We start from the raw sequence: 20,436 nt of genomic DNA, 5'->3' as shown, positions 1-20,436 counted from the left end.
CTACCCTGCAAGGTGATGACTCTGCGGAAACTTCTCTACTCCGTGTACGAGCGCCGGCTCACGGCGAAGCTCGCGGGCAGGCCCGTGCCCGCACACGTCGGCGTGATGTGCGACGGCAACCGCAGATGGGCCCGGGAGATGGGCTTCGTCGACCCGAACGACGGCCACCGGATGGGCGCCGAGCGGATCAAGGAGCTGCTCCGCTGGTGCGACGCCGCCGGCGTCGGGCACGTCACGCTCTGGCTGCTCTCCACCGACAACCTCTCCCGGCCGGCCGCCGAGCTGGACCCGTTGCTCCAGATCATCGAGGACCTCACCACCGAGCTGGCCGAGGAGGGCAACCCCTGGCGGCTGCGCATGGTCGGCGCGCTCGACGTGCTGCCCGCGCCGCACGCGGCGGCGCTGAAGGCGGCCGAGGAACGCACCCGGGACCGCGACGGCGGGGCCCAGGTCAACATCGCCGTCGGGTACGGCGGGCGGCGCGAGATCGCCGACGCGGTGCGGTCGCTGCTGCTGGAGCACGCGGCGAACGGCGGCACGATCGAGGAGCTGGCCTCGTCGATCGACGTCGACCACATCTCCGAGCACCTCTACACCAAGGGGCTGCCGGACCCGGATCTGATCATCCGGACCAGCGGGGAGCAGCGACTGTCCGGCTTCATGCTCTGGCAGAGCGCGCACTCGGAGTTCTATTTCTGCGAGCTGAACTGGCCGGACTTCCGCAAGGTCGACTTCCTCCGCGCCCTGCGCTCCTACGCCACCCGCCAGCGCCGCTACGGCGTCTGACCCGCCCTTCTCCCGTCGATCGTGCACATTCGGCCCCGACAATGCGGGTTTTGTCCGTTATGCCGGGGCGGCAAGTGCACGATCGACGAGGAGGGGCGGTCGAGTCAGGTGAGGTGGGGGAGGGCGGCCTCGAGGAAGTCGCCGAGGGCGGCGGGGGAGTCCAGGGTGAGGTCGGCGGCGTCGGCCACCTCGTGACCCGTCTCCGGGTTGGCGACGGCCACGCACACGCCGAGGAAGTCCGGGTCGGTGGCGGCGCGGGCGCGCAGCGCGGCGAACGCCTTGATGTCGGAGACGTCGTCGCCGAAGTACCAGGCGCCACCGGCGTCCCGCACGGCCTCGCCGATGACCATGCCCTTGTCCCGGTCGACCGGGGGCTTCAGCTCCAGCACCATCCGACCGGCCTGGCAGCGCAGGCCGAGCCGCTCGGCCTGGCTCCGGCCCCACTCCTGCACCAGGTCGCCGAGCTGCGGGGCGGTGCGCCAGTGCAGCGCGACGGAGAGCCGCTTGAACTCCACCAGTGCGCCGGGCGGCAGCTCGGCCCGGGCCTGCTCGGCCAGCTCGGCCATGGTCGGCACCCAGGGCAGCGCGGCCGGCTCGGTGACCGTCTCGCCGCCGGAGTGGCTGTGCTCCAGGCCGTAGAGCCCGTAGAGGTCCACGCCGTCGAGGCCGCCCAGGTGGTCGCGGAGGAACTCGACCGGTCGCGCGGAGACGATGGCGATCCGGCGTACGCGGGGGGCCAGCGCCTCCAGCGCGGTGAGCACCTTCGGCGCGGGGCGGACCGCGGTGGGATCGTCGTCGACCGGCGCCAACGTGCCGTCGAAGTCGAAAAAGAGCACCACGTCGCGCACGCGGGCGGCGGTCGCACGCCAGGCGTGCTCCGCGTCCAACGGGGTCTTCGGCTGCTGGTTGCCCAGATTCAACGGCGGCACGCGCGACAGCGTACCCCGCGCCGGGCGGCGTATTCGTGGCCGAGATGTGACGTCGGGACGACGTGGGAGGTCAGCGTTCGGCGGCTCCCCGTCCCCGGCGCCCGAACGGCACCACGGCCGCGTCCTGTCCGTGGCTGAGCAGGTAGCCCTCCACGAAACCGGTGTTCCGGTCGCCGGTGTGCGCCTCGATCTCGTTGAGTCGCGCCACCAGGAACTCGGTGAGCGCGCTGACCCGGTCGTTGAGCCGATCGTGCAGCTCGGCCACGACGGCGAGGATCACCGCGGTGCCGGCCGTGGTGAGCGCGAGAAGATTGGCGACCAGGGGAAGCTGTCCGCCGTTCAGTACGCCGACCACCACGTTGCCGGTCACGCACGATGTCACCGACACCACCGCGACCACGACTGCCAACCATTTCAGGGTCATGGACAGACCCCTCCTTCTGTCCCGCAGGGCTGGGTTCGGCTGTGTCCCGTCCCCCCGCCGACGACGAGCCCCTAGCAGTACAAACGTGGACGCTAGCCGGTCCGATCCGTCCCCGCGGCGAAACGATCGGGTCTGACCTTCCGTTCTTTCGCCATTTGAGGAACTACCCGGCCTGTTTACCTCTATTTCGGACAACGGCCGGGAGAGTCGGGCGATATGCGAGGTAACGAATGGTTTCTCGAATGTGGAACTTCTCCGCGTCGGAGACGTTCGGGTCGACCAGTCGGCGCAGCAGTGCCTCGACGTCCGGGTCCATCGGGGGTGGGGTGGGGTCGGCGCGGGGGCCGGCGGCCCGGTCCCAGCCGAGCGCGACGAACGCGGCCGCCGGGTCGAGCCCGAGGCCCTCGCAGAAGGCGACCACCCGCTCTGCCTCGGGGTCGCTGGCCCAGTCGCCGCGCACCCAGCGGTTGATGGTCTGGCGGGAGACGCCGGTGCGCCGGGAGACCTCGGTGCCGCTCCACGCCCGCATCGCGCGGGCGTCGTCCAGCGCGCGGCGGACGAAGGTGGCGAAGGCGATCTTCCGTGCGTTGGCCGTCTCGGTCACCCCGTGACGGTACGGCCAGTCGGCCGCGTCGGGCCGGCTCGGCACGCTGCTGTCACGCCGACGTGACGCTGTCGCGGGTTTTCCGGTAAACGATCCAGAGCTGCTCCTGAGGGGTGTCACCCGGGCAGAATAGATGGACACGAGTACGGCGGCAAACGGACGAAAAGCTGATACTGTCACGCTCATGAGACAACTTACGGTGTGTCACGTGCTTGAGACGACGAGTGCTCACATGCGTCACTCCGCGGGTGCCGAGGGGGTCTCGTGACCGAGCTCGCGACCCGCGCCCAGGCGTTCGGCCTGATCGCGGACGGGGTCTCCGCCGGGCTGAGCGCGCCGTGGCGCGTCTACCTCGCCCGGGGCTGTCGCTACCTCTCGCTCAGCGTCGGTGACCGCGAGGAGTGGGACGCCTGGCGTACCCACCTCGGCTGCCCCGAGCTGAGCGTGCGCGTCTACGACTCCGGCGGCGAGATCCGCCGGGCGTCCGTCGCCGAGGTCATCCTCGACGGCTGCCGGATCAGCGTCGAACTGGTCGAGGAGGTCAGCACCGCCGACCTGGAGCGGCTGCTGGTGGTCGACCCGCTGCCCGGGGCGGACGAGCGATGAGCCGGGGCGCCACGCCGTCCCGGACGGCGGAGGTGACCCGGTGAGCCCCTTTCTCGCCGTGGTCCTCGTCCTGGTGCTCGGCTCCACCTGCTACGCCGCCGGCCGGTTGCACGGTCAGCTCAGCTACCGGATCGGCTACCGGTTCGGCTACCGGCAGGGCTACTTCGACGGCGACCGGGGCGCCTGGAACCGCCGGCGCCGGGACGCGCAGGCCGCCATCGCCTCGGCGCTCGCCGGCCCGGCGCCGACCGTGGTGACGTCGGTCGGGCGCGCGGCCACCCCGTTCGCGGGCACCGCCGTCCCCACCGCGGTCACCGGGCGCACCGGCTCCGCCCCGGCCGTACGGGTCACCGCGACCGCCCAGCTCGGCGGCGTGGCGGCCCGGCCCGGCACCACGTACACCGGGTCCTCGTTCGGCGCCGCCGGCGCCGGGCCGAGGGCCGGAACCCTGGTGCGACGGCAGGGCTGAGGCGACGGAGCTCCGGCCGGGGTGCGCGCAGGGGGCATGCATCCCGGCCGGTTCCGGGCACGTTCACCTCCCCGACGGGCGTGATCCACGTCCACCCCTAGCCGCGCGGCCCCGGTGCGATTAGCGTCTAGGCATGGCACGGGGTTTTCCCGGGCCAGCCGGACAGCCCGGACCTGCGACGACTCGCGCACGGGGCCCGCATCCGACCCCGTGCCCGCCGGGCGCCGGAAGAGGCGGAACTCGGGTGGCCGGGTGCCCATCCGCGGAGCAGGCCTGTGACCACTCGCCGTACCCCCGCCGGTGCCGACCAGACCCCGGCCGCGACCGCCCCGACCCGCCGGACCACCCGCGGCCGCCGCAGCGCCGCCGCGGCGGTCCCCGCCGCCGAGGAGCCCCGACCAGCCGGCCCGGCCTTCGTCCTGGACACCTCGGTCCTCCTCTCCGACCCCGCGGCGTTCCACCGCTTCGCCGAGCACGAGGTGGTGCTGCCGCTGGTGGTCATCTCCGAGCTGGAGGGCAAGCGGCACCATCCGGAGCTGGGCTGGTTCGCCCGGCAGTCGCTGCGCATGCTGGACGAGCTGCGCGTGCGACACGGCCGGCTGGACCGGCCGGTGCCCGCCAACGACCAGGGCGGCACGCTCCGGGTGGAGCTCAACCACACCGACGACGGGGTGCTGCCGCCCGGGTTCCGTAACGAGTCGAACGACGCGCGGATCCTCTCGGTGGCGCTCAACCTCGCCGCCGAGGGGCGCGAGGTGACCCTGGTCAGCAAGGACATGCCGCTGCGGGTCAAGGCGGCCTCGGTCGGCCTGCACGCCGACGAGTACCGGCACGGCCAGGCCAGCGACCCCACCTGGACCGGGATGGCCGAGCTGGAACTCTCCGAGGAGGAGATCGGTCGGCTGTACGCGGGCGAGGCGCTCGATGTCGACGCCGCCGCCGGCCTGCCCTGCCACACCGGCCTGGTGCTGCAGTCCGGGCGAGGCTCGGCGCTCGGCCGGGTGTTGCCGGACAAGACCGTGCGGCTGGTCCGCGGCGACCGCGAGGCGTTCGGCGTGCACGGGCGCTCGGCGGAGCAGCGGGTGGCGCTCGACCTGCTGCTGGACGAGTCGATCGGGATCGTGTCGCTGGGTGGGCGGGCCGGCACCGGCAAGTCCGCGCTGGCGCTCTGCGCGGGCCTGGAGGCGGTGATGGAGCGTCGCCGGCACAAGAAGGTGATCGTGTTCCGCCCGCTGTACGCGGTCGGTGGCCAGGAACTCGGCTACCTGCCCGGCTCGGAGTCGGAGAAGATGTCGCCCTGGGCCCAGGCCGTCTTCGACACGTTGGGCGCGGTGGTGCACGAGCACGTGCTGGAGGAGGTCACCTCGCGCGGGCTGTTGGAGGTGCTGCCGTTGACCCACATCCGCGGCCGGAGCCTGCACGACGCCTTCGTCATCGTGGACGAGGCGCAGTCCCTGGAACGGGGCGTGCTGCTCACCGTGCTGTCCCGGATCGGCCAGGGTTCCCGGGTGGTGCTCACCCACGACGTGGCGCAGCGGGACAACCTCCGGGTCGGTCGGCACGACGGGGTGACCGCGGTGATCGAGGCGCTGAAGGGGCATCCCCTCTTCGCGCACGTCACGCTCAGCCGATCGGAGCGTTCTCCGATCGCCGCGATGGTCACCGATCTGCTGGAGGACATCCCGGGCTGACCCCCCTGGTACGCCCGCTTTTGCCCGCATTTTCGATGTGGCGCAGATCACATTTGCCGTCCGTGGTTTCCCACCGGCCTCACCCTGCGCAATGGTGTTCATCGAGCGCCACCGACAACTCCGGTGCCGAACACGGCCCGGAGCCCCATACGCACCGGCAGCATCGTCGAGCCTTCTCCGCCACGACGGCGGGAGCCACGGGACGCCGGCGCGTCGGCCTCGACCGTCGGGTCGGGGCGCTCACGGCACCCGCACCCGGCCGCACCCGGCCGCGCGGCGTGCCGTGTCCCTGCCCCCGACGAAGGGAAACTTCGTGAGTCGGCTGTGGAGCCGGTTCGGCGCCCGTACGGCCGCTGTCGCGCTGCTCTCCGTGGGCGTCGCCGGTGGTTACTACCTGGGCGAGGATCGCCAGACCCAGCAGCAGGGCCTGACCGCGCAGGTCGGGCTCGAGGTCGACCGGACGGAGTACGCCTACCAGCGCGACCGGCAGGCCGAGCACCGTGTGACGACCTCCCGGCAGCGGGCCGCCGAGTACCAGGCCAAGCTGCGGGCCGCCGCGGCGGCGAAGGAAGCCGCCGAGCGGGCCAAGCAGGCCGAGGCGGCCGCCGCCAACCGCAAGAAGGAGCGGGACGCGGCCAAGGCCGAGGCCGAGGCCAAGGCCAAGCCGTACGACGGCCCCATCCCGGCCTCGTGCGAGGAGTTCAGCGGCAACCGCAAGATCGGTTGCGCCATCATGCTCGACGAGGGCTTCGGCATCGACCAGTTCCCCTGTCTGGACAAGCTCTGGACCAAGGAGAGCGGCTGGAACCACAAGGCGTACAACGCGGGCTCCGGCGCGTACGGGATCCCGCAGGCCCTGCCGGGCAGCAAGATGGGCTCGGTGGCGGACGACTGGAAGACCAACCCGGCCACCCAGATCAAGTGGGGCCTCGGCTACATCGAGGGCCGGTACGACAACCCGTGCGGCGCCTGGCAGAAGTCGCAGAGTTCGGGCTGGTACTGACCGATCGACCGACGGCGGAACGGGCGGGAGTCCGCCCGTTCCGCCGCCGTCGTTCCGCCGCTCGAGTGGCGGACGGCCGCGTTTGCTGATAGCTCTTGACAGGTGACCTGGCACGACGGCCCTCGCGGCGGCGACCCCCACCGGTTCGGCACGGATGCGTTCTACGCGGCGCTCGGCCGGGCCTTCGTCGCCATGTGCGCGGTGGTGCCGGTGCTCTTCCTCGTCGAGGCGCTCGACGTGGGCCTGCGCCTCGACCTCGACGTCACCGCGGGCATCATCCCGCACCGGATCCAGGGCCTGGACGGCGTCTTCTTCTCGCCGTTCCTGCACGCCGGCTGGAACCACCTCTACAGCAACAGCATCCCGCTGATCCTGCTCGGCACGTTCGTGCTGGCCGCCGGCACCCGGCGGTTCCTCTGGTCCACCATGGTGATCATCCTGGTCAGCGGCCTGGGCGTGTGGTTCACCGGTTCACCCAACTCGGTGGTGGTCGGCGCGAGCGGCGTGATCTTCGGCTACCTCGGCATCCTGCTCACCCGCGGTGTGGTGGAGCGGAGCTGGTGGAACTTCGCCGTGGTGCTGCTGGTCGGCCTGCTCTACGGCTGGCAGCTGCTGGGCATCCTCCCCACCGACGAGCGGATTTCCTGGCAGGGGCACCTGTTCGGGCTGCTCGGCGGCGTGGTCGCCGCGATCCTGTTCCGCCGCCGCGTCGAGACCGGCACGCCGGACCGGCTCGGGTCACCCCCGGTCACGCTGCCCTGACGACGCGTCGAACCGTCCGCGGGACGTGCTTGCCCGCGCCCGTCCGCCCGCCTACCGTCGGCATCAGCACCGGTTGATCCCTGGCGGAAAGTGACGGTACGCCATGCGCGAGGTCGATGTCGCCGTGATCGGGGCCGGCCCCGCCGGGCTCTTCGCCGCCTACTACGCCGGGTTCCGCGGGCTCTCGGTGGCCGTGATCGACGCGCTGCCCGAACCGGGCGGACAGGTCACCGCCATGTACCCGGAGAAGCTGATCCTCGACGTCGCCGGCTTTCCCGCGATCAAGGGGCGGGAGCTGGTCGCGAACCTGGTCGCCCAGGCCGCGCCGTTCCACCCCGACTACCTGCTCGGCGTACGCGCGGAGAAGCTCTCGTACCTGGACGGGCGGCCGGTCCTCGGGCTGGCCGGCGGTGAGCAGCTGCGCTGCGGCGCGGTGGTGGTCACCGGTGGTCTGGGCAGCTTCACACCCCGGCCGTTGCCGGTCGCGGACACCTTCACCGGTGGCGGCATCGTCTACTTCGTGCCGCAGCCGACCGAGCTGACCGACCGGCACGTGCTCATCGTGGGCGGCGGCGACTCGGCCTTCGACTGGGCGGCCACGCTCGCTCCGCTGGCCCGCTCGGTGACGCTCGTGCACCGGCGGGACCGCTTCCGCGCGCACGCGGCCACCGTCGAGCGGGTCCGCGCGCTGCCGGTGCGGGTCGTGGTCAACGCCGAGGTGAGCCGGCTCTACGGGGAGGACCACGTCACCGGCGCCGAGCTGACCGTGCGCGGGGGCGCGGCGGAGACGCTGCCGGTGGACACGGTGGTGGCCGCGCTCGGCTTCACCGCCGACCTGGGCCCCCTCGCCGAGTGGGGGCTGAGGCTCGACCGGCGGCACATCCAGGTGGACAGCGCCATGGCCACCAACCTGCCCCGGGTCTTCGCGGCCGGGGACATCACCGAATACCCGGGCAAGGTCCGGCTGATCGCCACCGGCTTCGGCGAGGCGGCCACCGCCGTGAACAACGCGGCCGTCGCCATCGACCCGACCGCGCACCTCTTCCCCGGCCATTCCTCCGACGGCACCTGACCGGCGGCCGATCAGTCGGTGGGCAGGCCGACCAGGTCGGCCATCAGGCCGATCTGGTGGTCGAAGTACTCGTCGCGGTGCGGCAGGGCCCGGTTGATCCGGCCGAACAGCTCGAAGCTGATCAGCCCGAAGAGCTGGGTCCAGCCGGCCATGCCGCGGGCCAGCAGCGCGGGCGGCAGGTCCATCCCGAGCAGCGCGACCAGTTCGGCGACGTCGGCGCGCAACGGTTCGGGCAGGTCCTCGGCGGGCGGCGCGAGCTGGCCGGAGGCCACCCCGTCGCGCAGGATGCCGACCAGTGTCGTCGGGGGCCGCTGGGCCGGCGCGACCGTGTCGTCCGGAGCCGCGTAGCCGGGCACCGGGCTGCCGTAGAGCAGGGCGTACTCGGCGGGGTGGGCCAGCGCCCAGGTGCGGGCGGCCCGGCAGGCGGCCAGCCAGCGTCCGCGCAGGTCGGCCGGGTCGGCGGCGGCGTCGGCCGTCTCGACCGCGTCGCCCAACGCGGCGTACGCCTCCAGGATCAGCGCGGTGAGCAGGTCGTCCCGGCTGGGGAAGTAGCGGTAGATCGCCGAGGAGACCATGCCGAGGTCCCGCGCGACGGCGCGCAGGGAGAGGTTCGCGCCGTCGGTGGCCAGGTGGCGGCGGGCGACGGCCTTGATCTCATCGATCATCCCGGCACGGACCCGGGCGCGGAGCGAGGGAGCGACCATGGCTCCCACTGTGTCACGGATGAGAGCGCCAATCAAAAGCGAGAGCACTGCTCTTGACGGAGTCGCCGATCCGCGTCATGCTCTTCTTCGAGAGCGCTGCTCTCGATTCGGATAACTGCTTCAGAAGAGGTGGACCTGCCATGGCCCTGCACGTGATCGTCGGCGCCGGACCCGTCGGCACCGCCACCGCCCGGCTCCTCGTCGACCAGGGCGAGCGGGTGCGGGTGGTCACCCGGCGCGGCACCGGCCCGGAGCACCCGGCGGTCGAGCGGGTGGCCGCCGACGCCGCCGACACCGACCGGCTGACCGCGCTGACCGAGGGCGCGGCGGCGCTCCACAACTGCGCCAACCCGGCGTACCACCGCTGGCCGCTCGACTGGCCGCCGCTGGCCGCCGCGCTGCTCACCACCGCCGAGCGCACCGGCGCGGTGCTCGCCACCGTCGGCAACCTCTACGGGTACGGCCCGGTCGACGCGCCCATGACCGAGTCGACGCCACCGGCCGCCACCGGGGTCAAGGGCCGGGTCCGCAACCGGATGTGGGCCGACGCCCTGGCCGCTCACCGCGCCGGTCGGGCCCGGGTCACCGAGGTACGCGGCTCCGACTACATCGGCGTCGGCGGCACCTCGCTGGCCATGATGGTGCTGCCCCGGGTGCTCGCCGGGCGACGGGTGTTCCTCCCCGTCGACTGGGACGCCCCGCACACCTGGACGTACGTTCCCGATGTCGCCCGTACCCTGGTCGCCGCCGCGACCGACCCGCGGGCCTGGGGTCGGGCCTGGCACGTGCCCAGCGCGCCGGCGGTGTCGATGCGGGACCTGGCCGACCGCACGGCCGCCCGGGCCGGCGCGCCGGCGCCGAAGCTGACCCGGATGCCCTACCCGGTGCTCTGGCTGGCCGGCGTGGCCAACCCGTTCGCCAGGGAGCTGCGGGAGACCGCGCACCAGTTCGCCCGGCCGTTCGTGCTGGACTCCACCGCCGCCACCGCCACGCTCGGCATCGAGGCGACCCCGCTGGACCGGGTCGTCGACGAGATCGTCGACACCCTGCACGCCCCGACCGCGCGTTAGGCGCGGCGGGGCGGGGAGAGGGCGGCGACCAGGACGGCCACCAACGTCAGCGCCGCACCGAGCAGCGTGTTCAACCCGGGGTGCGAGGCGGCGGTCGGCAACACCACGTCCAGCAGCACCGCGCCCACGATCTGCCCGGCGATGGTGGCCAGGCCGAGCAGCAGCACCCCGGTGAACCGCACGAGGGCGGCGGCCAGCGCGATGAACACGATGCCGATCGGGCCGCCGACGTAGAGCCACGGCTCGCTCGGGAAACCGCCCGCCGGCCGGCCCCGCACCGCCACGTCCACCGCGAACGTGGCGAGCAGCGCCACCGTGCCGACCGCGAAGTTGACGAGCGTGGCGGTCATGGCGCTGTCCGCCGCCGCGCGGACCCGCCCGTTCACCGCCTGCTGCCAGGCGATGCCGATCCCGGCGGCCAGCGGCAGCAGGGCCAGTGCCAACGCGCCGGGGTCGCCGAGGCGGTCGCCCACCGCCAGCAGCACGGCCAGCACGGTGAGCACCGCGCCGACCAGCCGGTTCGGGGTGACCGCCTGGCGGCCGGTCGGCCCGATGCCGGCCCGGTCGACCAGCAGGCTGCTACCGGACTGCCCGGCCACCACGGCGACGGTGAACACGGCCACGCCGAGCGCGCCGATGGTCAGTCCCTGCGTCGCCACCAGGAACGCGCCGCACACCCCGCCCAGGCACTGCCAGGGGCGCAGGGCGCCGGTACGCAGCGCGCCGCGCAGGGCGGCCAACCCCCGCCGCCCCCCGGGCGTGACCGGGACCAGCACCAGCAGGATCAGCAGACCCAGGCCGAACGAGACCACCGCGGCGGCGATCCCGTCGGCCAGGCGTACGCCCAACTCGCCGTTGATCCGGGACTGCACGGCCACCAGGACGCCGGAGCCGGTCGCCAGACCGACCCCCGCGATCCGCCGACCGGTCGACAGCGTCGGCGGCGCCGCCGTCCCGGTCGCGCTCACTCCTGCTCGGCCAGCGGGCGCCCGTCGAAGTCGACGGACGAGTAGAGGGCGAGCTTCTCCAGGCGGTGGTAGGAGTCGATGACCCGGATCGTGCCGCTCTTGGAGCGCATCACGATCGACTGGGTGTACGCCCCACCGGCCCGGTAGCGCACGCCGCGCAGCAGGTCGCCGGAGGTGACCCCGGTGGCCACGAAGAAGCAGTTGTCGCCGGTCACCAGGTCGTCGGTGAACAGCACCCGGTCCAGGTCGTGCCCGGCGGCCAGCGCCTTCTCCCGCTCCTGGTCGTCCTTCGGCCAGAGCTTGGCCTGCATCATGCCGCCCATGCACTTCAACGCGCAGGCCGCGGTGATGCCCTCGGGGGTGCCGCCGATGCCCATCAGGACGTCGATGTCCGACTCACCGCGGGCGGCGGCGATCGCGCCGGCGATGTCCCCGTCGGAGATGAACCGGATGCCGGCGCCGGTGCGCCGGATCTGCTTCACCAGGTCGTCGTGGCGCGACCGGTCCAGCACGCAGACCGTCACCTCGGCGGTGTCGGTGCCCTTGACCTTGGCGATCCGGCGGATGTTCTCGACCACCCCGGCGTCGATGTCGACCACGTCGGCGTACATCGGGCCGACCGCGAGCTTCTCCATGTAGAAGACCGCGCTCGGGTCGAACATCGCGCCGCGCTCGGCCACCGCGAGCACGGCCAGCGCGTTCGGCATGCCCTTGCTCATCAGGGTGGTGCCGTCGATCGGGTCGACCGCCACGTCCACCTCGGGACCGGTCCCGTCGCCGACCTCCTCGCCGTTGAAGAGCATCGGGGCGTTGTCCTTCTCGCCCTCACCGATCACCACGACACCGCGCATCGGGATCGAGTTGATCAGCTTGCGCATGGCGTCGACGGCCGCGCCGTCACCGCCCTCCTTGTCGCCCCGGCCGACCCAGCGCCCGGCGGCCATGGCCGCGGCCTCGGTGACCCGGACCAGATCGAGGGCGAGGTTGCGGTCGAGATCCTGGGGTGTCCGCGTCCTGGTGGTTGTCATGGCGGCTTCCTCCTCGCGACGTTGCGGGGTGGACCGGCGGGAGTGCGGCCGTCGCCGCCGCCGGTTTTGTCGCTGATCCTCACACGATCTCAGGTTCGCCGCCCCGGCGGGGCGGAGGAGGCCAGGATCACGCTCCCCGGACGGCTGCGACAATGGTCGGGTGGAGCCCGCACAGCCTGCCGACCGTCCGCCGACCGACGCGACCCCGCCGGAGGGTCAGCCGCCGGTCCGACCGGGAGCCGGCGCGACCCCGCCGCAGGGGCAGCCGGCGCTGGTCGAGCCGCCCACCGACCGGGGCGAGCCGGCCCTGGTCGACCCGGCGGGGGACGACGCCGGCCGGGCCGAGACCGTCGCCGGGGACCGGCCCGCGCCGTCCGCCCGCAAGGAGAAGACCCGCTCGGAGCGGTCACCGAAGGACATGGTGCTGTCCCTGCTCGTGCTGCTGGTGCCGATCGCGCTGCTGATCGCGTTCTACCGGGGCTTCCTCGGCGGCGACTCGCCGGTCACCGTCGACCCGGCGCCGGCGCTGGAGCAGGCCCGGGCGGCGAACGTGTTCCCGGTGAGCCAGCCGACCGGGCTGGGCGACGACTGGCGTACGGTCAACGCCCGCTTCCGGACCGAGGCGGACGGCGCGACGCTACGGATCGGATACGTGACCCCCGAGGGCCGGGGCGCGCAGCTGGTGGAGAGCAACGTGCCGGCGGAGAAGCTGCTGCCGGCCGAGCTGAGCGAGGGCCGGCCGCAGGGCCCCGCGGACCTGCCCGACGGGCTGAGCTGGCAGCGGTACACCGCCCGCGGCAACGAGCAGGCCCTGGTCCTGCTGGAGCCGAACCGCACGGTCATCGTGGTCGGCGACGCGGGGGAGACGGAGCTGCGCAAGCTCGCCACCTCGCTGCGCTGACACGCACGGCCGGGTGACGCGGGATTGCGCAACGCCACTTCAGGGAACAGACGGGACATCGAGCCCGGACGACCCACCTGGAGAGGTTGACGTGAAGATACGACGCTTCAGCGCCACCGCGTTCGCCGCGGCGCTGCTCATTCCCGGCCTGGCGGCCTGCAACAGCAACGGCACCGGAACCTCCGACGCCTCCGCGACCCCGAGCGCCTCCGGCAGCGTCGCCCCCAGCGCCAGCGGGTCCAGTAGCGCGGCCAAGCAGGCCCTGCTCGACTCCACCAACGCGATCCGCGAGGGGAACTTCCGGTTCACCATGACGGGCGCCGGTTCCACCGCCGAAGGGCAGGTGCACGAGCCCAGTCAGAGCGCCGAGATGCGGATGACGATCGGTGACCCGTCCTCGGACCTGATGATGAAGCTGGACCTCATCCACGCCAAGCCGGACAGCTGGGTCAAGCTCGACCTGGGCGGCACGGCGGCCGCCAAGATCCCCGGCGTGAAGAACCTCAACCTCGGCAAGTACCAGCACCTCGACCAGAACCGGATCAAGGGCAACCGGGCACTGGGCTTCGACTTCGAGAAGGTGGACCCGGCCGGCAGTGCCGTGCTCACCCAGGGCGTCACCGACGTCCGGCAGACCGGCGAGGGCGCGTACGAGGGCACCGTCGACGTGTCGAAGGCCGCCGAGGCGGGCTCGCTCGACCCGGCCGTGATCACCGCACTCGGTGCGCAGGCCCAGTCGGTGCCGTTCACCGCCAAGGTCGACCCGCAGGGCCGGCTCAGTGAGATGGTGCTCAAGATCCCGGCCGCCGGCCAGAGCGCCGCGCAGGATCTGAAGATCACCTACACCGACTACGGCAACGCCGCCGCGGCCCAGAAGCCGCCGGCCGACCAGGTCGTCGAGGCGCCGCCGGAGTTCTACAACCTGTTCAGCTGACCGGCGCTCGCTGTCCCGGGAGGTGGGCCCGCCTCCCGGGACCGCTCGGCCCTCCCGGCGGAGGGCCGAGCGGCGCGCGCAGGCGGGCCCACGGTCACTCCTCGGTCTTCTGCCGGGCGGTGTCGATGCGGGCGCGAGCGCCGTCCAGCCACCGCTGGCAGACGCCGGCGAGCTGCTCGCCCCGCTCCCAGAGCGCCAGCGACTCCTCCAGCGAGGTGCCGCCCGCCTCCAGCCGCTCCACCACCGAGGCCAGCTCGGCGCGGGCCTGCTCGTAGCTGAGCTGCTCGTCCTTGGTCTTCTCAGTCATCCGTACCATTTCCTCAACCGTCGACGGTGGCGGTCAGCTCGCCCTCGGCGAGGCGTACCCGCAGTGGATCGCCCTTGGCCACCTCGGACGCCGCGCGGACCACGTGGCCGTCGCCGCGCTGCACGATGGCGTAACCGCGGTCGAGCGTGGCCGCGGGGGAGAGCGCGCGCAGCCGAGCGAGAGTGTGGCGCAGGTCGTCGGCGGCGCCGCTCAACCGGTGGTCCAGGCACCGGCCGGCGCGGTCCCGCAGCGCGGTCACGTCGACGGCCCGCTGGTCGACCATCACCTGCGGTCGGGCCAGCACCGGACGGGAGCGGAACAGGTCGAGCCGGTGCTGCTCGCGGTCGACCAGATTGCGCACCGCCCGCTCCAGGCGCGACCGGGCCTGCCCGATGAGGCGGACCTCCTCGGTCAGGTCGGGCACGATCCGTTTCGCCGCGTCGGTGGGGGTGGAGGCGCGCACGTCGGCCACGTAGTCCAGCAGCGGCGCGTCGGTCTCGTGGCCGATCGCGCTGACCACCGGGGTGCGGCAGGCGAAGACCGCCCGGCACAGCGCCTCGTCGGAGAAGGGCAGCAGATCCTCGATGCTCCCACCGCCCCGGGCGATGACGATCACGTCGACCGTCGGGTCGGCGTCGAGCGCCTTGAGCGCGCCGACGATGTCGGGCACGGCGCTCGGCCCCTGCACCGCCACGTTGACCGTGCGGAACTCGACCGCCGGCCAGCGGCGCCGGGCGTTGGTCAGCACGTCGCGCTCGGCCGCCGAGGCCCGCCCGGTGATCAGACCGACCCGACCGGGCAGGAACGGAGGGCGCCGCTTGCGCGACCGGTCGAACAACCCCTCCGCGGCGAGCAGCTTCTTGAGCTTCTCCAGCCGGGCCAGCAGCTCACCCAGGCCGACCTGGCGGATCTCGTCGGCGCGCAGGCTGAGCGTGCCCCGCGCGGCATAGAACTCGGGCTTGGCGTGCAGCACGACCCGGGCGCCCTCACGCAGCTCCGGAGCGCCCGCGTCGAGCACGTCCCGGTTGGTGGTGACGGTCAGGCTGAGATCGGCCGAGGGGTCACGCAGGGTGAGGAAGACGGTGGTGGCGCCGGGACGGCGGCTGATCTGCGCCACCTGACCGTCGACCCACACCCAGCCGAGCCGGGCGATCCAGGCGCCGACCTTCTGGCTGACCACCCGGACCGGCCACGGCTCCTCGGACGTGCTCCGCCCCGCCTCACCCGCGCTCACCCGCCCACCCTACGGCCCGGGACCGACATCGCCGGCGAGCCCCGACCCTGCTCCGGTCGCGCTCCGGCCGGCCGGAGGCGGCCACGTACCATGGGCGGGTGACTGACGCTGAGACGACTCCCCGGACCGGCAAGCGCGTGCTCCTGGCCAACCCCCGCGGCTACTGCGCGGGTGTGGACCGGGCGGTGCAGACCGTCGAGGAGGCGCTGAAGCTCTACGGCGCGCCGATCTACGTCCGCAAGCAGATCGTGCACAACAAGCACGTGGTGCGGACGTTGGAGGCCAAGGGCGCGATCTTCGTGGAGGAGAACGAGGAGGTGCCGGAGGGCGCCACCGTCATCTTCTCCGCCCACGGCGTGGCCCCCGAGGTGTACGAGCAGGCCAAGGAGCGCTCGCTCCGGGCGATCGACGCCACCTGCCCGCTGGTCACCAAGGTGCACCACGAGGCCCGACGGTTCGCCCAGCAGGACTACGACATCCTGCTGATCGGCCACGAGGGGCACGAGGAGGTCATCGGCACCGCCGGTGAGGCCCCCGCCCACATCCAGCTGGTCGACGGCCCGGACGGGGTCGACAAGGTCACCGTGCGCGACCCCGAGAAGGTGGTCTGGCTCTCCCAGACCACGCTGTCGGTCGACGAGACGCTGGAGACCGTGGCCCGGCTCAAGCAACGGCTGCCGCTGCTCCAGTCGCCCCCCAGCGACGACATCTGCTACGCGACCTCCAACCGTCAGCACGTGGTGAAGGAGATCGCCCCGGAGTGCGACGTGGTGATCGTGGTCGGCTCGCGCAACTCGTCGAACTCGGTCCGGCTGGTCGAGGTGGCGCTGGACGCCGGCGCCCGCGCCGGTCACCTGGTCGACTTCGCCGACGAGATCGACGACGCCTGGCTGGAGGGGGCCCGCACCGTGGGTGTGACCTCCGGCGCGAGCGTGCCCGACGAGTTGGTCCAGCAGGTGCTCGCGCGCCTGGCCGAGCGCGGCTTCGCCGACGTCGAGGAGGTCACCACCGCCGACGAGCGGCTGACCTTCTCGCTGCCGCAGGAGCTCAAGCGCGACATGAAGGCCGCCGCGGCGCGCGGCTGACCGGGAACGGATCGGCCGCCCGCCGCGTCCAACCGACCATGAAGACTCCTCGGACGGTGCTCGTCGCCCTCCTCGCCGGTGTCGCGCTGACCGCCTGCGCCGGACCCGGCGACGAGCCCGCCAGCCCCAGCCCGACGGGAGCCGCCCCGGTGACCAGCCAGCCCGATCCCGTGCCCAGCGTGACGCCCAGCCGCCCGAACCCGACCTGGAAGGGCGGCCCGTCCACGCCACCCGGCGTCGGTGGCACCACCATCACCGGCACGATCCGGGCCGGTGTGGAGCCGAACTGCCTCCTGCTCGACGACCACCTCCTGGTCGGCGGTCCGCGCGACCTGCTCAAGGCCGGTGCCAAGGTGGAGGTCACCGGCCGGCCCGAGCCGGGCATGATGACCACCTGCCAGCAGGGCACCCCGTTCGTGGTCGAGTCCGCCCGCCCGGCCTGACCCCGTCTCGCGGAAAAGGCGGAAGCCCGCCTCCCTCGTCGGGAGGCGGGCTTCCGTGTTACGACAGGTGACTCAGTTCACCGCGTTGATCTCCACCGAGCCACGGCCGACGACCGCGCCCTCGACGGTGGTGACGGCCATGTCACCGAAGAGCTCCCGACCGGCGGCCGGGGTGCTCAGCGCGGTCACCGAACCGGTCAGGGTCGCGGTGCCGCCGTTGGGCAGGAACAGCGGCGTGGACGGCGCGGAGAGCGAACCCAGCGCCGGGGACGCGAACGAGTCCCGGTAGTCGTACGCCGTGCCGCCCGCGGCGACCGCGTAGCCCTCGATGACCACCCGGTACGTGGCGGCGACCGGGTTGTTCAGCGTGACCGCCTCCTCCGAGTCGCCGTCGGCCGACCGGCCCACCTCGGTGGCGCCGCGGAAGATGTACAGGTCCAGGTCGGCGCCCAGGTCGGAGGTGTTGCCGATCCGGGCGGAGAACGAGGTGGTCCCGGCCGGGATGTCCACCGTGTACTCCTGCGTGGCGCCCTCGGTGATGGTCGGCCGCTCGGCGCGGACGCTGGACAGCGGCCCACCGACGCCGGTCACCCGGACCGGGCCGAACGTGTTGGTCAGGCTCCAGCTCACCGGGGTCGGCGTGCCGGCGGTGACCGCCGGCAGCTGGACCACGGCCGGCTCGACCTTCACGCCCTGCACCCGCGCCTGCAGCTGGAACGGGTTGTCCAGCGCCGGCGACGTGCGCCGCGACTCCACCTCGATCTCCCAGACACCCGGGATCGGGTTCTGGTAGTCCCGCTCCTGCGGCTTGCAGGCGGCGGCGTCGGAGAAGTTGGTGTAGCAGGCGGTGCTCGCGGTGCTCTCGACCGGCACGCCGTACGGGTTGATGGCGATGAACCGGGTCTGCGAGCCGGTCGCGATGCCGGACAGGTTGACCTGGAGCGCGCCCGCACCCTGCGGAACCGTGACGAAGTACGAGGTGAAGCTGTTCCGCTCGACCGAGCCCTCGGCCGAGAAGGAGTAGGCCGGAGCGCTCACCGCGTTGGAGGCGACCACGACGGTGGCGACCTCGAAGTCGACCACCGAGGTGGCCGGGTCGTCGACGGTCAGGATCGCGCCGTGCGCGCCGGTGGTCATCGGCTTGGCCTTCACCTGGACGGTGACGGTCTTGTTCAGCGGCAGCCACACCTCGGAGCGGACGGAGAAGGTGCCGTCGTTGCCGCGGAGGCCGAGCAGGTGCTTGACGCTCTTGTTCGGGCCGCTGGTCCGGGTCAGCTTGACGTCGTAGGTGCGGCTCTTCTTGACCGTCTGGCCACCCCGGTCGGCGGCGCACCGGTTGTAGATGCCGGTGCCCACGTTCGGGTTCGGCACGAACGTGCCGGAGTCCCGGTCGTAGCGGGTCAGGTTCGGCGACAGCTCGGTGCAGACCGCGGCCTCAGAGGTGTACGTGCGGGTCTGCACGCCGGCGGCCAGCAGGTTCCACGCGCCCGGCACGTTGAACATGCCGTAGCCCTGGGCGTACGTCGGGACGTCCGCGATCGGCTTGGCCGAGGTGTAGACGGCCCGGCGCAGAGCGGCCGGGGTGACGCCCGCGCCGGTCGCCTTGGCGGCCGACAGCAGCAGCGCGGCGGCGCCGGTGGCCTGCGGGGAGGCCATCGAGGTGCCGTTCAGCATCTGGTAGCCCGGGGGCAGCGGGTAGCCCGCCTCCGGCACCGGGTTGCCCGCCTGCCAGGTCGGCGCGGTGGAGATGGCCGAACCGGGAGCGGAGATGTTCGGCTTGAAGCCGCCGTCCTCGCGCGGGCCGCGGGAGGAGAAGTTGAACAGCGCGTTCTCCTTGCGGACCACCGAGCCGTAGTTGGCCAGCCAGGTGTCCTTGCTGATGTTCGCCGCGACGCTGACCACGTCGGTGGCGACCGACGGGTCGCCGACCGTGTTCAGGCCCGGGCCGGAGTTGCCGGCCGAGATGAACAGCTGCACGCCGTACGTGTTGATCAGGTCGTTGTAGAGGACGGCCCGGGCGTTGGAGCCGTCGTTCAGCGCCGGCAGGCCACCGATCGACATGTTCACCACGTCGACCTTGCGGTTGACCACGAGGTCCACCATGCCGGTGGTGAGCGCCGCCGCGGTGCAGCCGCCACCCCAGGAGCAGGCGCGGGCGGAGACCAGCTTGGCACCGGGCGCGGCGCCGTCGAAGGCGCTGTTGCCCAGCATGTCGTTGGCGGCGGTGATGCCGGCGACGTGGGTGCCGTGGGTGCTCTCGATGATGCCGATGTTGACGTAGTCGACCAGGCCGGGGCCGCCGACCGGGGTGGTGTCGACGTTGCGCCGGAACTCGACCACGAACGGGATCTGCTCCCGGACGGCGGTGGCCGGGTTGTCCGTGCCGAAGTGGCCGACCTGGAACTTCTCCTTGTACGGCCGCATCACCTCGTCGTCGGTGAAGTCGCGGTTCTGGTTGACGTCCACCCGGATGTCGCCGTTGGCCGGGTTGTAGAGGATGCCCCAGGAGTCGGTGGTGTCGCCGTCGCGGTTGACGTCACCGGCCGGGTCGCTGCCCGCGGTGATGGACTCGCGGAAGGTGTTGAACCGGTAGGTGCCGGCCGGCGCGGTCCAGGTCAGGGCCGAGGCGCCGGTGCCCGTGGTGAAGGTGGGGCCGCTCACCTCGGTGATCATCGCGCGCCAGGTGGCGTCCTCGAGCGGATCGGTCGCGGTGACCCAGTCGACGATCTTGCGCTCGCCGGTGGTGGTCTTCTGCAGCGCCGGCTGGTCGAGGTCCACACCGGAGTCCATGATGCCGATGGTGACGCCGCGGCCGTCCCACGTCGGGTGCGCGGCCTTGAAGGCCTCCGCGCCGGTCTCGTTGGTCGGCATGTACGGGTTGACCGCGCCGGTGTCCCCGCCGGGGCCGGCCAGCGTCTCACCCTGCTCGGCGGCCTTGGCGCCGTTCGGGGCGGCCTCCGGTGCCGGGTCGGGGAGCTTGATGGTCTCGTCGAGGTCGACGGCGGCGACGCCGGGCAGCGTGGCGGCCTTGAGCGCCTTCGCGGTCGGCACCTTGGCCAGCACGTAGCCGACCTGGTCGTACCGCTGGCTGACGGTGGCGCCGAGACCCTTGAGCCCGTCGACGACCTTCTTGGCCGAGCCCTTCCGGGCCGCGATGATCATCGTGACGGTCGGCGCGTTCTTCGCCTCGGCCGCGTCGAGCAGCTTGGCGTCGTGGGCGCCCAGGGCCTTCGCCGCGGTCGGCTGCGAGGGCTGGGGGGCGGGGGCCGCGCTCGCGGTCGCGGCGCCACCCCCGACGGTCATGGCGCCGGCCGCGAGGACCGAGGCGAAGAGCGCGGCGGAGGGGCGCCGGCTCCGATTGCGGGGTTGACTCACGTTCTCTTCCTCCAGAGAACAGGGCCCTTCAGAAGACAGGG

21 protein-coding genes are annotated in these 20,436 nt (G+C 72.7%); 12 read left to right on the top strand and 9 right to left on the bottom strand.

The window, feature by feature from the left end; translation table 11 throughout:
• Positions 1–15 precede the first annotated feature (15 nt).
• On the top strand, positions 16–786 hold the full coding sequence (locus tag COO58_RS02700) for an isoprenyl transferase (protein WP_091582120.1): 771 nt from the start codon (positions 16–18) through the stop codon (positions 784–786).
• A gap of 104 nt (positions 787–890) precedes the next feature.
• Here COO58_RS02700 and otsB read toward each other — a convergent pair whose 3' ends face one another.
• The 3 genes from otsB to COO58_RS02685 form a co-directional block, all read right to left on the bottom strand.
• Positions 891–1,715 carry a trehalose-phosphatase gene (gene otsB, locus COO58_RS02695; RefSeq protein WP_091582117.1) on the bottom strand — a complete coding sequence of 275 codons (825 nt, stop codon included), beginning with the start codon at positions 1,713–1,715 and terminating at the stop codon, positions 891–893.
• 70 nt (positions 1,716–1,785) lie between these two features.
• Entirely contained in the window at positions 1,786–2,139 is a 354-nt protein-coding gene (locus COO58_RS02690) for a hypothetical protein (protein WP_091582114.1), read from the bottom strand.
• Between the two features lie 163 nt (positions 2,140–2,302).
• On the bottom strand, positions 2,303–2,743 hold the full coding sequence (locus COO58_RS02685; protein ID WP_091584191.1) for a helix-turn-helix transcriptional regulator: 441 nt from the start codon (positions 2,741–2,743) through the stop codon (positions 2,303–2,305).
• Between the two features lie 264 nt (positions 2,744–3,007).
• On the opposite strand from COO58_RS02685, the gene COO58_RS02680 reads away from it, so the two are divergent.
• The 6 genes from COO58_RS02680 (at position 3,008) to COO58_RS02655 (ending at position 8,346) form a co-directional block, all read left to right on the top strand.
• A complete protein-coding gene (locus COO58_RS02680; protein ID WP_091582110.1) occupies positions 3,008–3,349 on the top strand; it encodes a hypothetical protein in 342 nt (113 codons plus the stop codon).
• A 40-nt stretch (positions 3,350–3,389) separates the two neighbouring features.
• Positions 3,390–3,818: a hypothetical protein gene (locus tag COO58_RS02675; RefSeq protein ID WP_091582105.1), complete on the top strand. Its 429-nt coding sequence runs from the start codon at positions 3,390–3,392 to the stop codon at positions 3,816–3,818.
• 275 nt (positions 3,819–4,093) lie between these two features.
• On the top strand, positions 4,094–5,509 hold the full coding sequence (locus COO58_RS02670) for a PhoH family protein (protein WP_091582101.1): 1,416 nt from the start codon (positions 4,094–4,096) through the stop codon (positions 5,507–5,509).
• Between the two features lie 313 nt (positions 5,510–5,822).
• A complete protein-coding gene (locus COO58_RS02665; RefSeq protein ID WP_176558725.1) occupies positions 5,823–6,512 on the top strand; it encodes a lytic transglycosylase domain-containing protein in 690 nt (229 codons plus the stop codon).
• Positions 6,513–6,614: 102 nt separating this feature from the next.
• Complete coding sequence (locus COO58_RS02660) at positions 6,615–7,274, top strand: rhomboid family intramembrane serine protease (RefSeq protein ID WP_091582094.1); 660 nt, start codon at positions 6,615–6,617, stop codon at positions 7,272–7,274.
• A 103-nt stretch (positions 7,275–7,377) separates the two neighbouring features.
• Entirely contained in the window at positions 7,378–8,346 is a 969-nt protein-coding gene (locus COO58_RS02655) for an NAD(P)/FAD-dependent oxidoreductase (RefSeq protein WP_098743694.1), read from the top strand.
• Positions 8,347–8,357: 11 nt separating this feature from the next.
• Here COO58_RS02655 and COO58_RS02650 read toward each other — a convergent pair whose 3' ends face one another.
• On the bottom strand, positions 8,358–9,050 hold the full coding sequence (locus COO58_RS02650; RefSeq protein WP_098743692.1) for a TetR/AcrR family transcriptional regulator: 693 nt from the start codon (positions 9,048–9,050) through the stop codon (positions 8,358–8,360).
• Positions 9,051–9,190: 140 nt separating this feature from the next.
• Here COO58_RS02650 and COO58_RS02645 point away from each other — a divergent pair, with 140 nt between their 5' ends.
• Positions 9,191–10,120 carry an NAD-dependent epimerase/dehydratase family protein gene (locus COO58_RS02645; protein WP_098743690.1) on the top strand — a complete coding sequence of 310 codons (930 nt, stop codon included), beginning with the start codon at positions 9,191–9,193 and terminating at the stop codon, positions 10,118–10,120.
• Here the strand turns inward: COO58_RS02645 and COO58_RS02640 are convergent.
• Both COO58_RS02640 and glpX read right to left on the bottom strand, forming a co-directional pair.
• The gene (locus COO58_RS02640; RefSeq protein WP_091582073.1) at positions 10,117–11,088 is read right to left on the bottom strand and encodes a DMT family transporter; all 972 of its coding nucleotides are present in this window, start codon (positions 11,086–11,088) and stop codon (positions 10,117–10,119) included. The genes COO58_RS02645 and COO58_RS02640 overlap by 4 nt on opposite strands.
• Positions 11,085–12,116 (bottom strand): class II fructose-bisphosphatase, encoded by a 1,032-nt coding sequence (gene glpX / locus COO58_RS02635; RefSeq protein WP_091582068.1) that lies wholly within the window; start codon positions 12,114–12,116, stop codon positions 11,085–11,087. Before glpX ends, COO58_RS02640 begins: the two co-directional genes overlap by 4 nt.
• A gap of 160 nt (positions 12,117–12,276) precedes the next feature.
• Between glpX and COO58_RS02630 the strand changes: the two genes are divergently transcribed.
• Together COO58_RS02630 and COO58_RS02625 are read left to right on the top strand one after the other, a co-directional pair.
• Positions 12,277–13,017, top strand: a complete 741-nt coding sequence (locus COO58_RS02630; RefSeq protein ID WP_098743689.1) for a DUF4245 domain-containing protein — start codon at positions 12,277–12,279, stop codon at positions 13,015–13,017.
• A gap of 91 nt (positions 13,018–13,108) precedes the next feature.
• Positions 13,109–13,951, top strand: coding sequence for a hypothetical protein (locus tag COO58_RS02625; protein WP_091582060.1), 843 nt, complete (start codon positions 13,109–13,111; stop codon positions 13,949–13,951).
• Between the two features lie 94 nt (positions 13,952–14,045).
• Here the strand turns inward: COO58_RS02625 and COO58_RS02620 are convergent, their stop codons facing one another.
• Together COO58_RS02620 and xseA are read right to left on the bottom strand one after the other, a co-directional pair.
• Entirely contained in the window at positions 14,046–14,258 is a 213-nt protein-coding gene (locus tag COO58_RS02620; protein ID WP_091582057.1) for an exodeoxyribonuclease VII small subunit, read from the bottom strand.
• A gap of 13 nt (positions 14,259–14,271) precedes the next feature.
• Entirely contained in the window at positions 14,272–15,492 is a 1,221-nt protein-coding gene (xseA, locus tag COO58_RS02615) for an exodeoxyribonuclease VII large subunit (protein WP_098743687.1), read from the bottom strand.
• 98 nt (positions 15,493–15,590) lie between these two features.
• Between xseA and COO58_RS02610 the strand changes: the two genes are divergently transcribed.
• Together COO58_RS02610 and COO58_RS02605 are read left to right on the top strand one after the other, a co-directional pair.
• Positions 15,591–16,577 (top strand): 4-hydroxy-3-methylbut-2-enyl diphosphate reductase, encoded by a 987-nt coding sequence (locus COO58_RS02610; RefSeq protein WP_091582050.1) that lies wholly within the window; start codon positions 15,591–15,593, stop codon positions 16,575–16,577.
• 38 nt (positions 16,578–16,615) lie between these two features.
• On the top strand, positions 16,616–17,020 hold the full coding sequence (locus tag COO58_RS02605) for a hypothetical protein (RefSeq protein WP_091582047.1): 405 nt from the start codon (positions 16,616–16,618) through the stop codon (positions 17,018–17,020).
• Between the two features lie 72 nt (positions 17,021–17,092).
• Here COO58_RS02605 and COO58_RS02600 read toward each other — a convergent pair whose 3' ends face one another.
• The gene (locus COO58_RS02600) at positions 17,093–20,395 is read right to left on the bottom strand and encodes a S8 family serine peptidase (RefSeq protein ID WP_091582044.1); all 3,303 of its coding nucleotides are present in this window, start codon (positions 20,393–20,395) and stop codon (positions 17,093–17,095) included.
• Between the last annotated feature and the right edge of the window lie 41 nt (positions 20,396–20,436).

The sequence above is a fragment of the Micromonospora sp. WMMA1996 genome, from assembly GCF_002573675.1.
Taxonomy (GTDB): Bacteria; Actinomycetota; Actinomycetes; order Mycobacteriales; family Micromonosporaceae; genus Micromonospora; species Micromonospora sediminicola.
The sequence above is the reverse complement of the archived record's forward strand: the minus strand, read 5'-3'. Positions and strand labels throughout refer to the sequence as shown.

Excerpts from the sequence above, each read along its gene's own strand:
- COO58_RS02655 (WP_098743694.1), top strand. The coding sequence starts at position 7,378 with ATGCGCGAGGTCGATGTCGCCGTGATCGGGGCCGGCCCCGCCGGGCTC.
- COO58_RS02700 (WP_091582120.1), top strand. The coding sequence starts at position 16 with ATGACTCTGCGGAAACTTCTCTACTCCGTGTACGAGCGCCGGCTCACG.
- COO58_RS02650 (WP_098743692.1), bottom strand. The coding sequence starts at position 9,050 with ATGGTCGCTCCCTCGCTCCGCGCCCGGGTCCGTGCCGGGATGATCGAT.
- COO58_RS02605 (WP_091582047.1), top strand. The coding sequence starts at position 16,616 with ATGAAGACTCCTCGGACGGTGCTCGTCGCCCTCCTCGCCGGTGTCGCG.
- COO58_RS02620 (WP_091582057.1), bottom strand. The coding sequence starts at position 14,258 with ATGACTGAGAAGACCAAGGACGAGCAGCTCAGCTACGAGCAGGCCCGC.
- glpX (WP_091582068.1), bottom strand. The coding sequence starts at position 12,116 with ATGACAACCACCAGGACGCGGACACCCCAGGATCTCGACCGCAACCTC.
- COO58_RS02690 (WP_091582114.1), bottom strand. The coding sequence starts at position 2,139 with ATGACCCTGAAATGGTTGGCAGTCGTGGTCGCGGTGGTGTCGGTGACA.
- COO58_RS02645 (WP_098743690.1), top strand. The coding sequence starts at position 9,191 with ATGGCCCTGCACGTGATCGTCGGCGCCGGACCCGTCGGCACCGCCACC.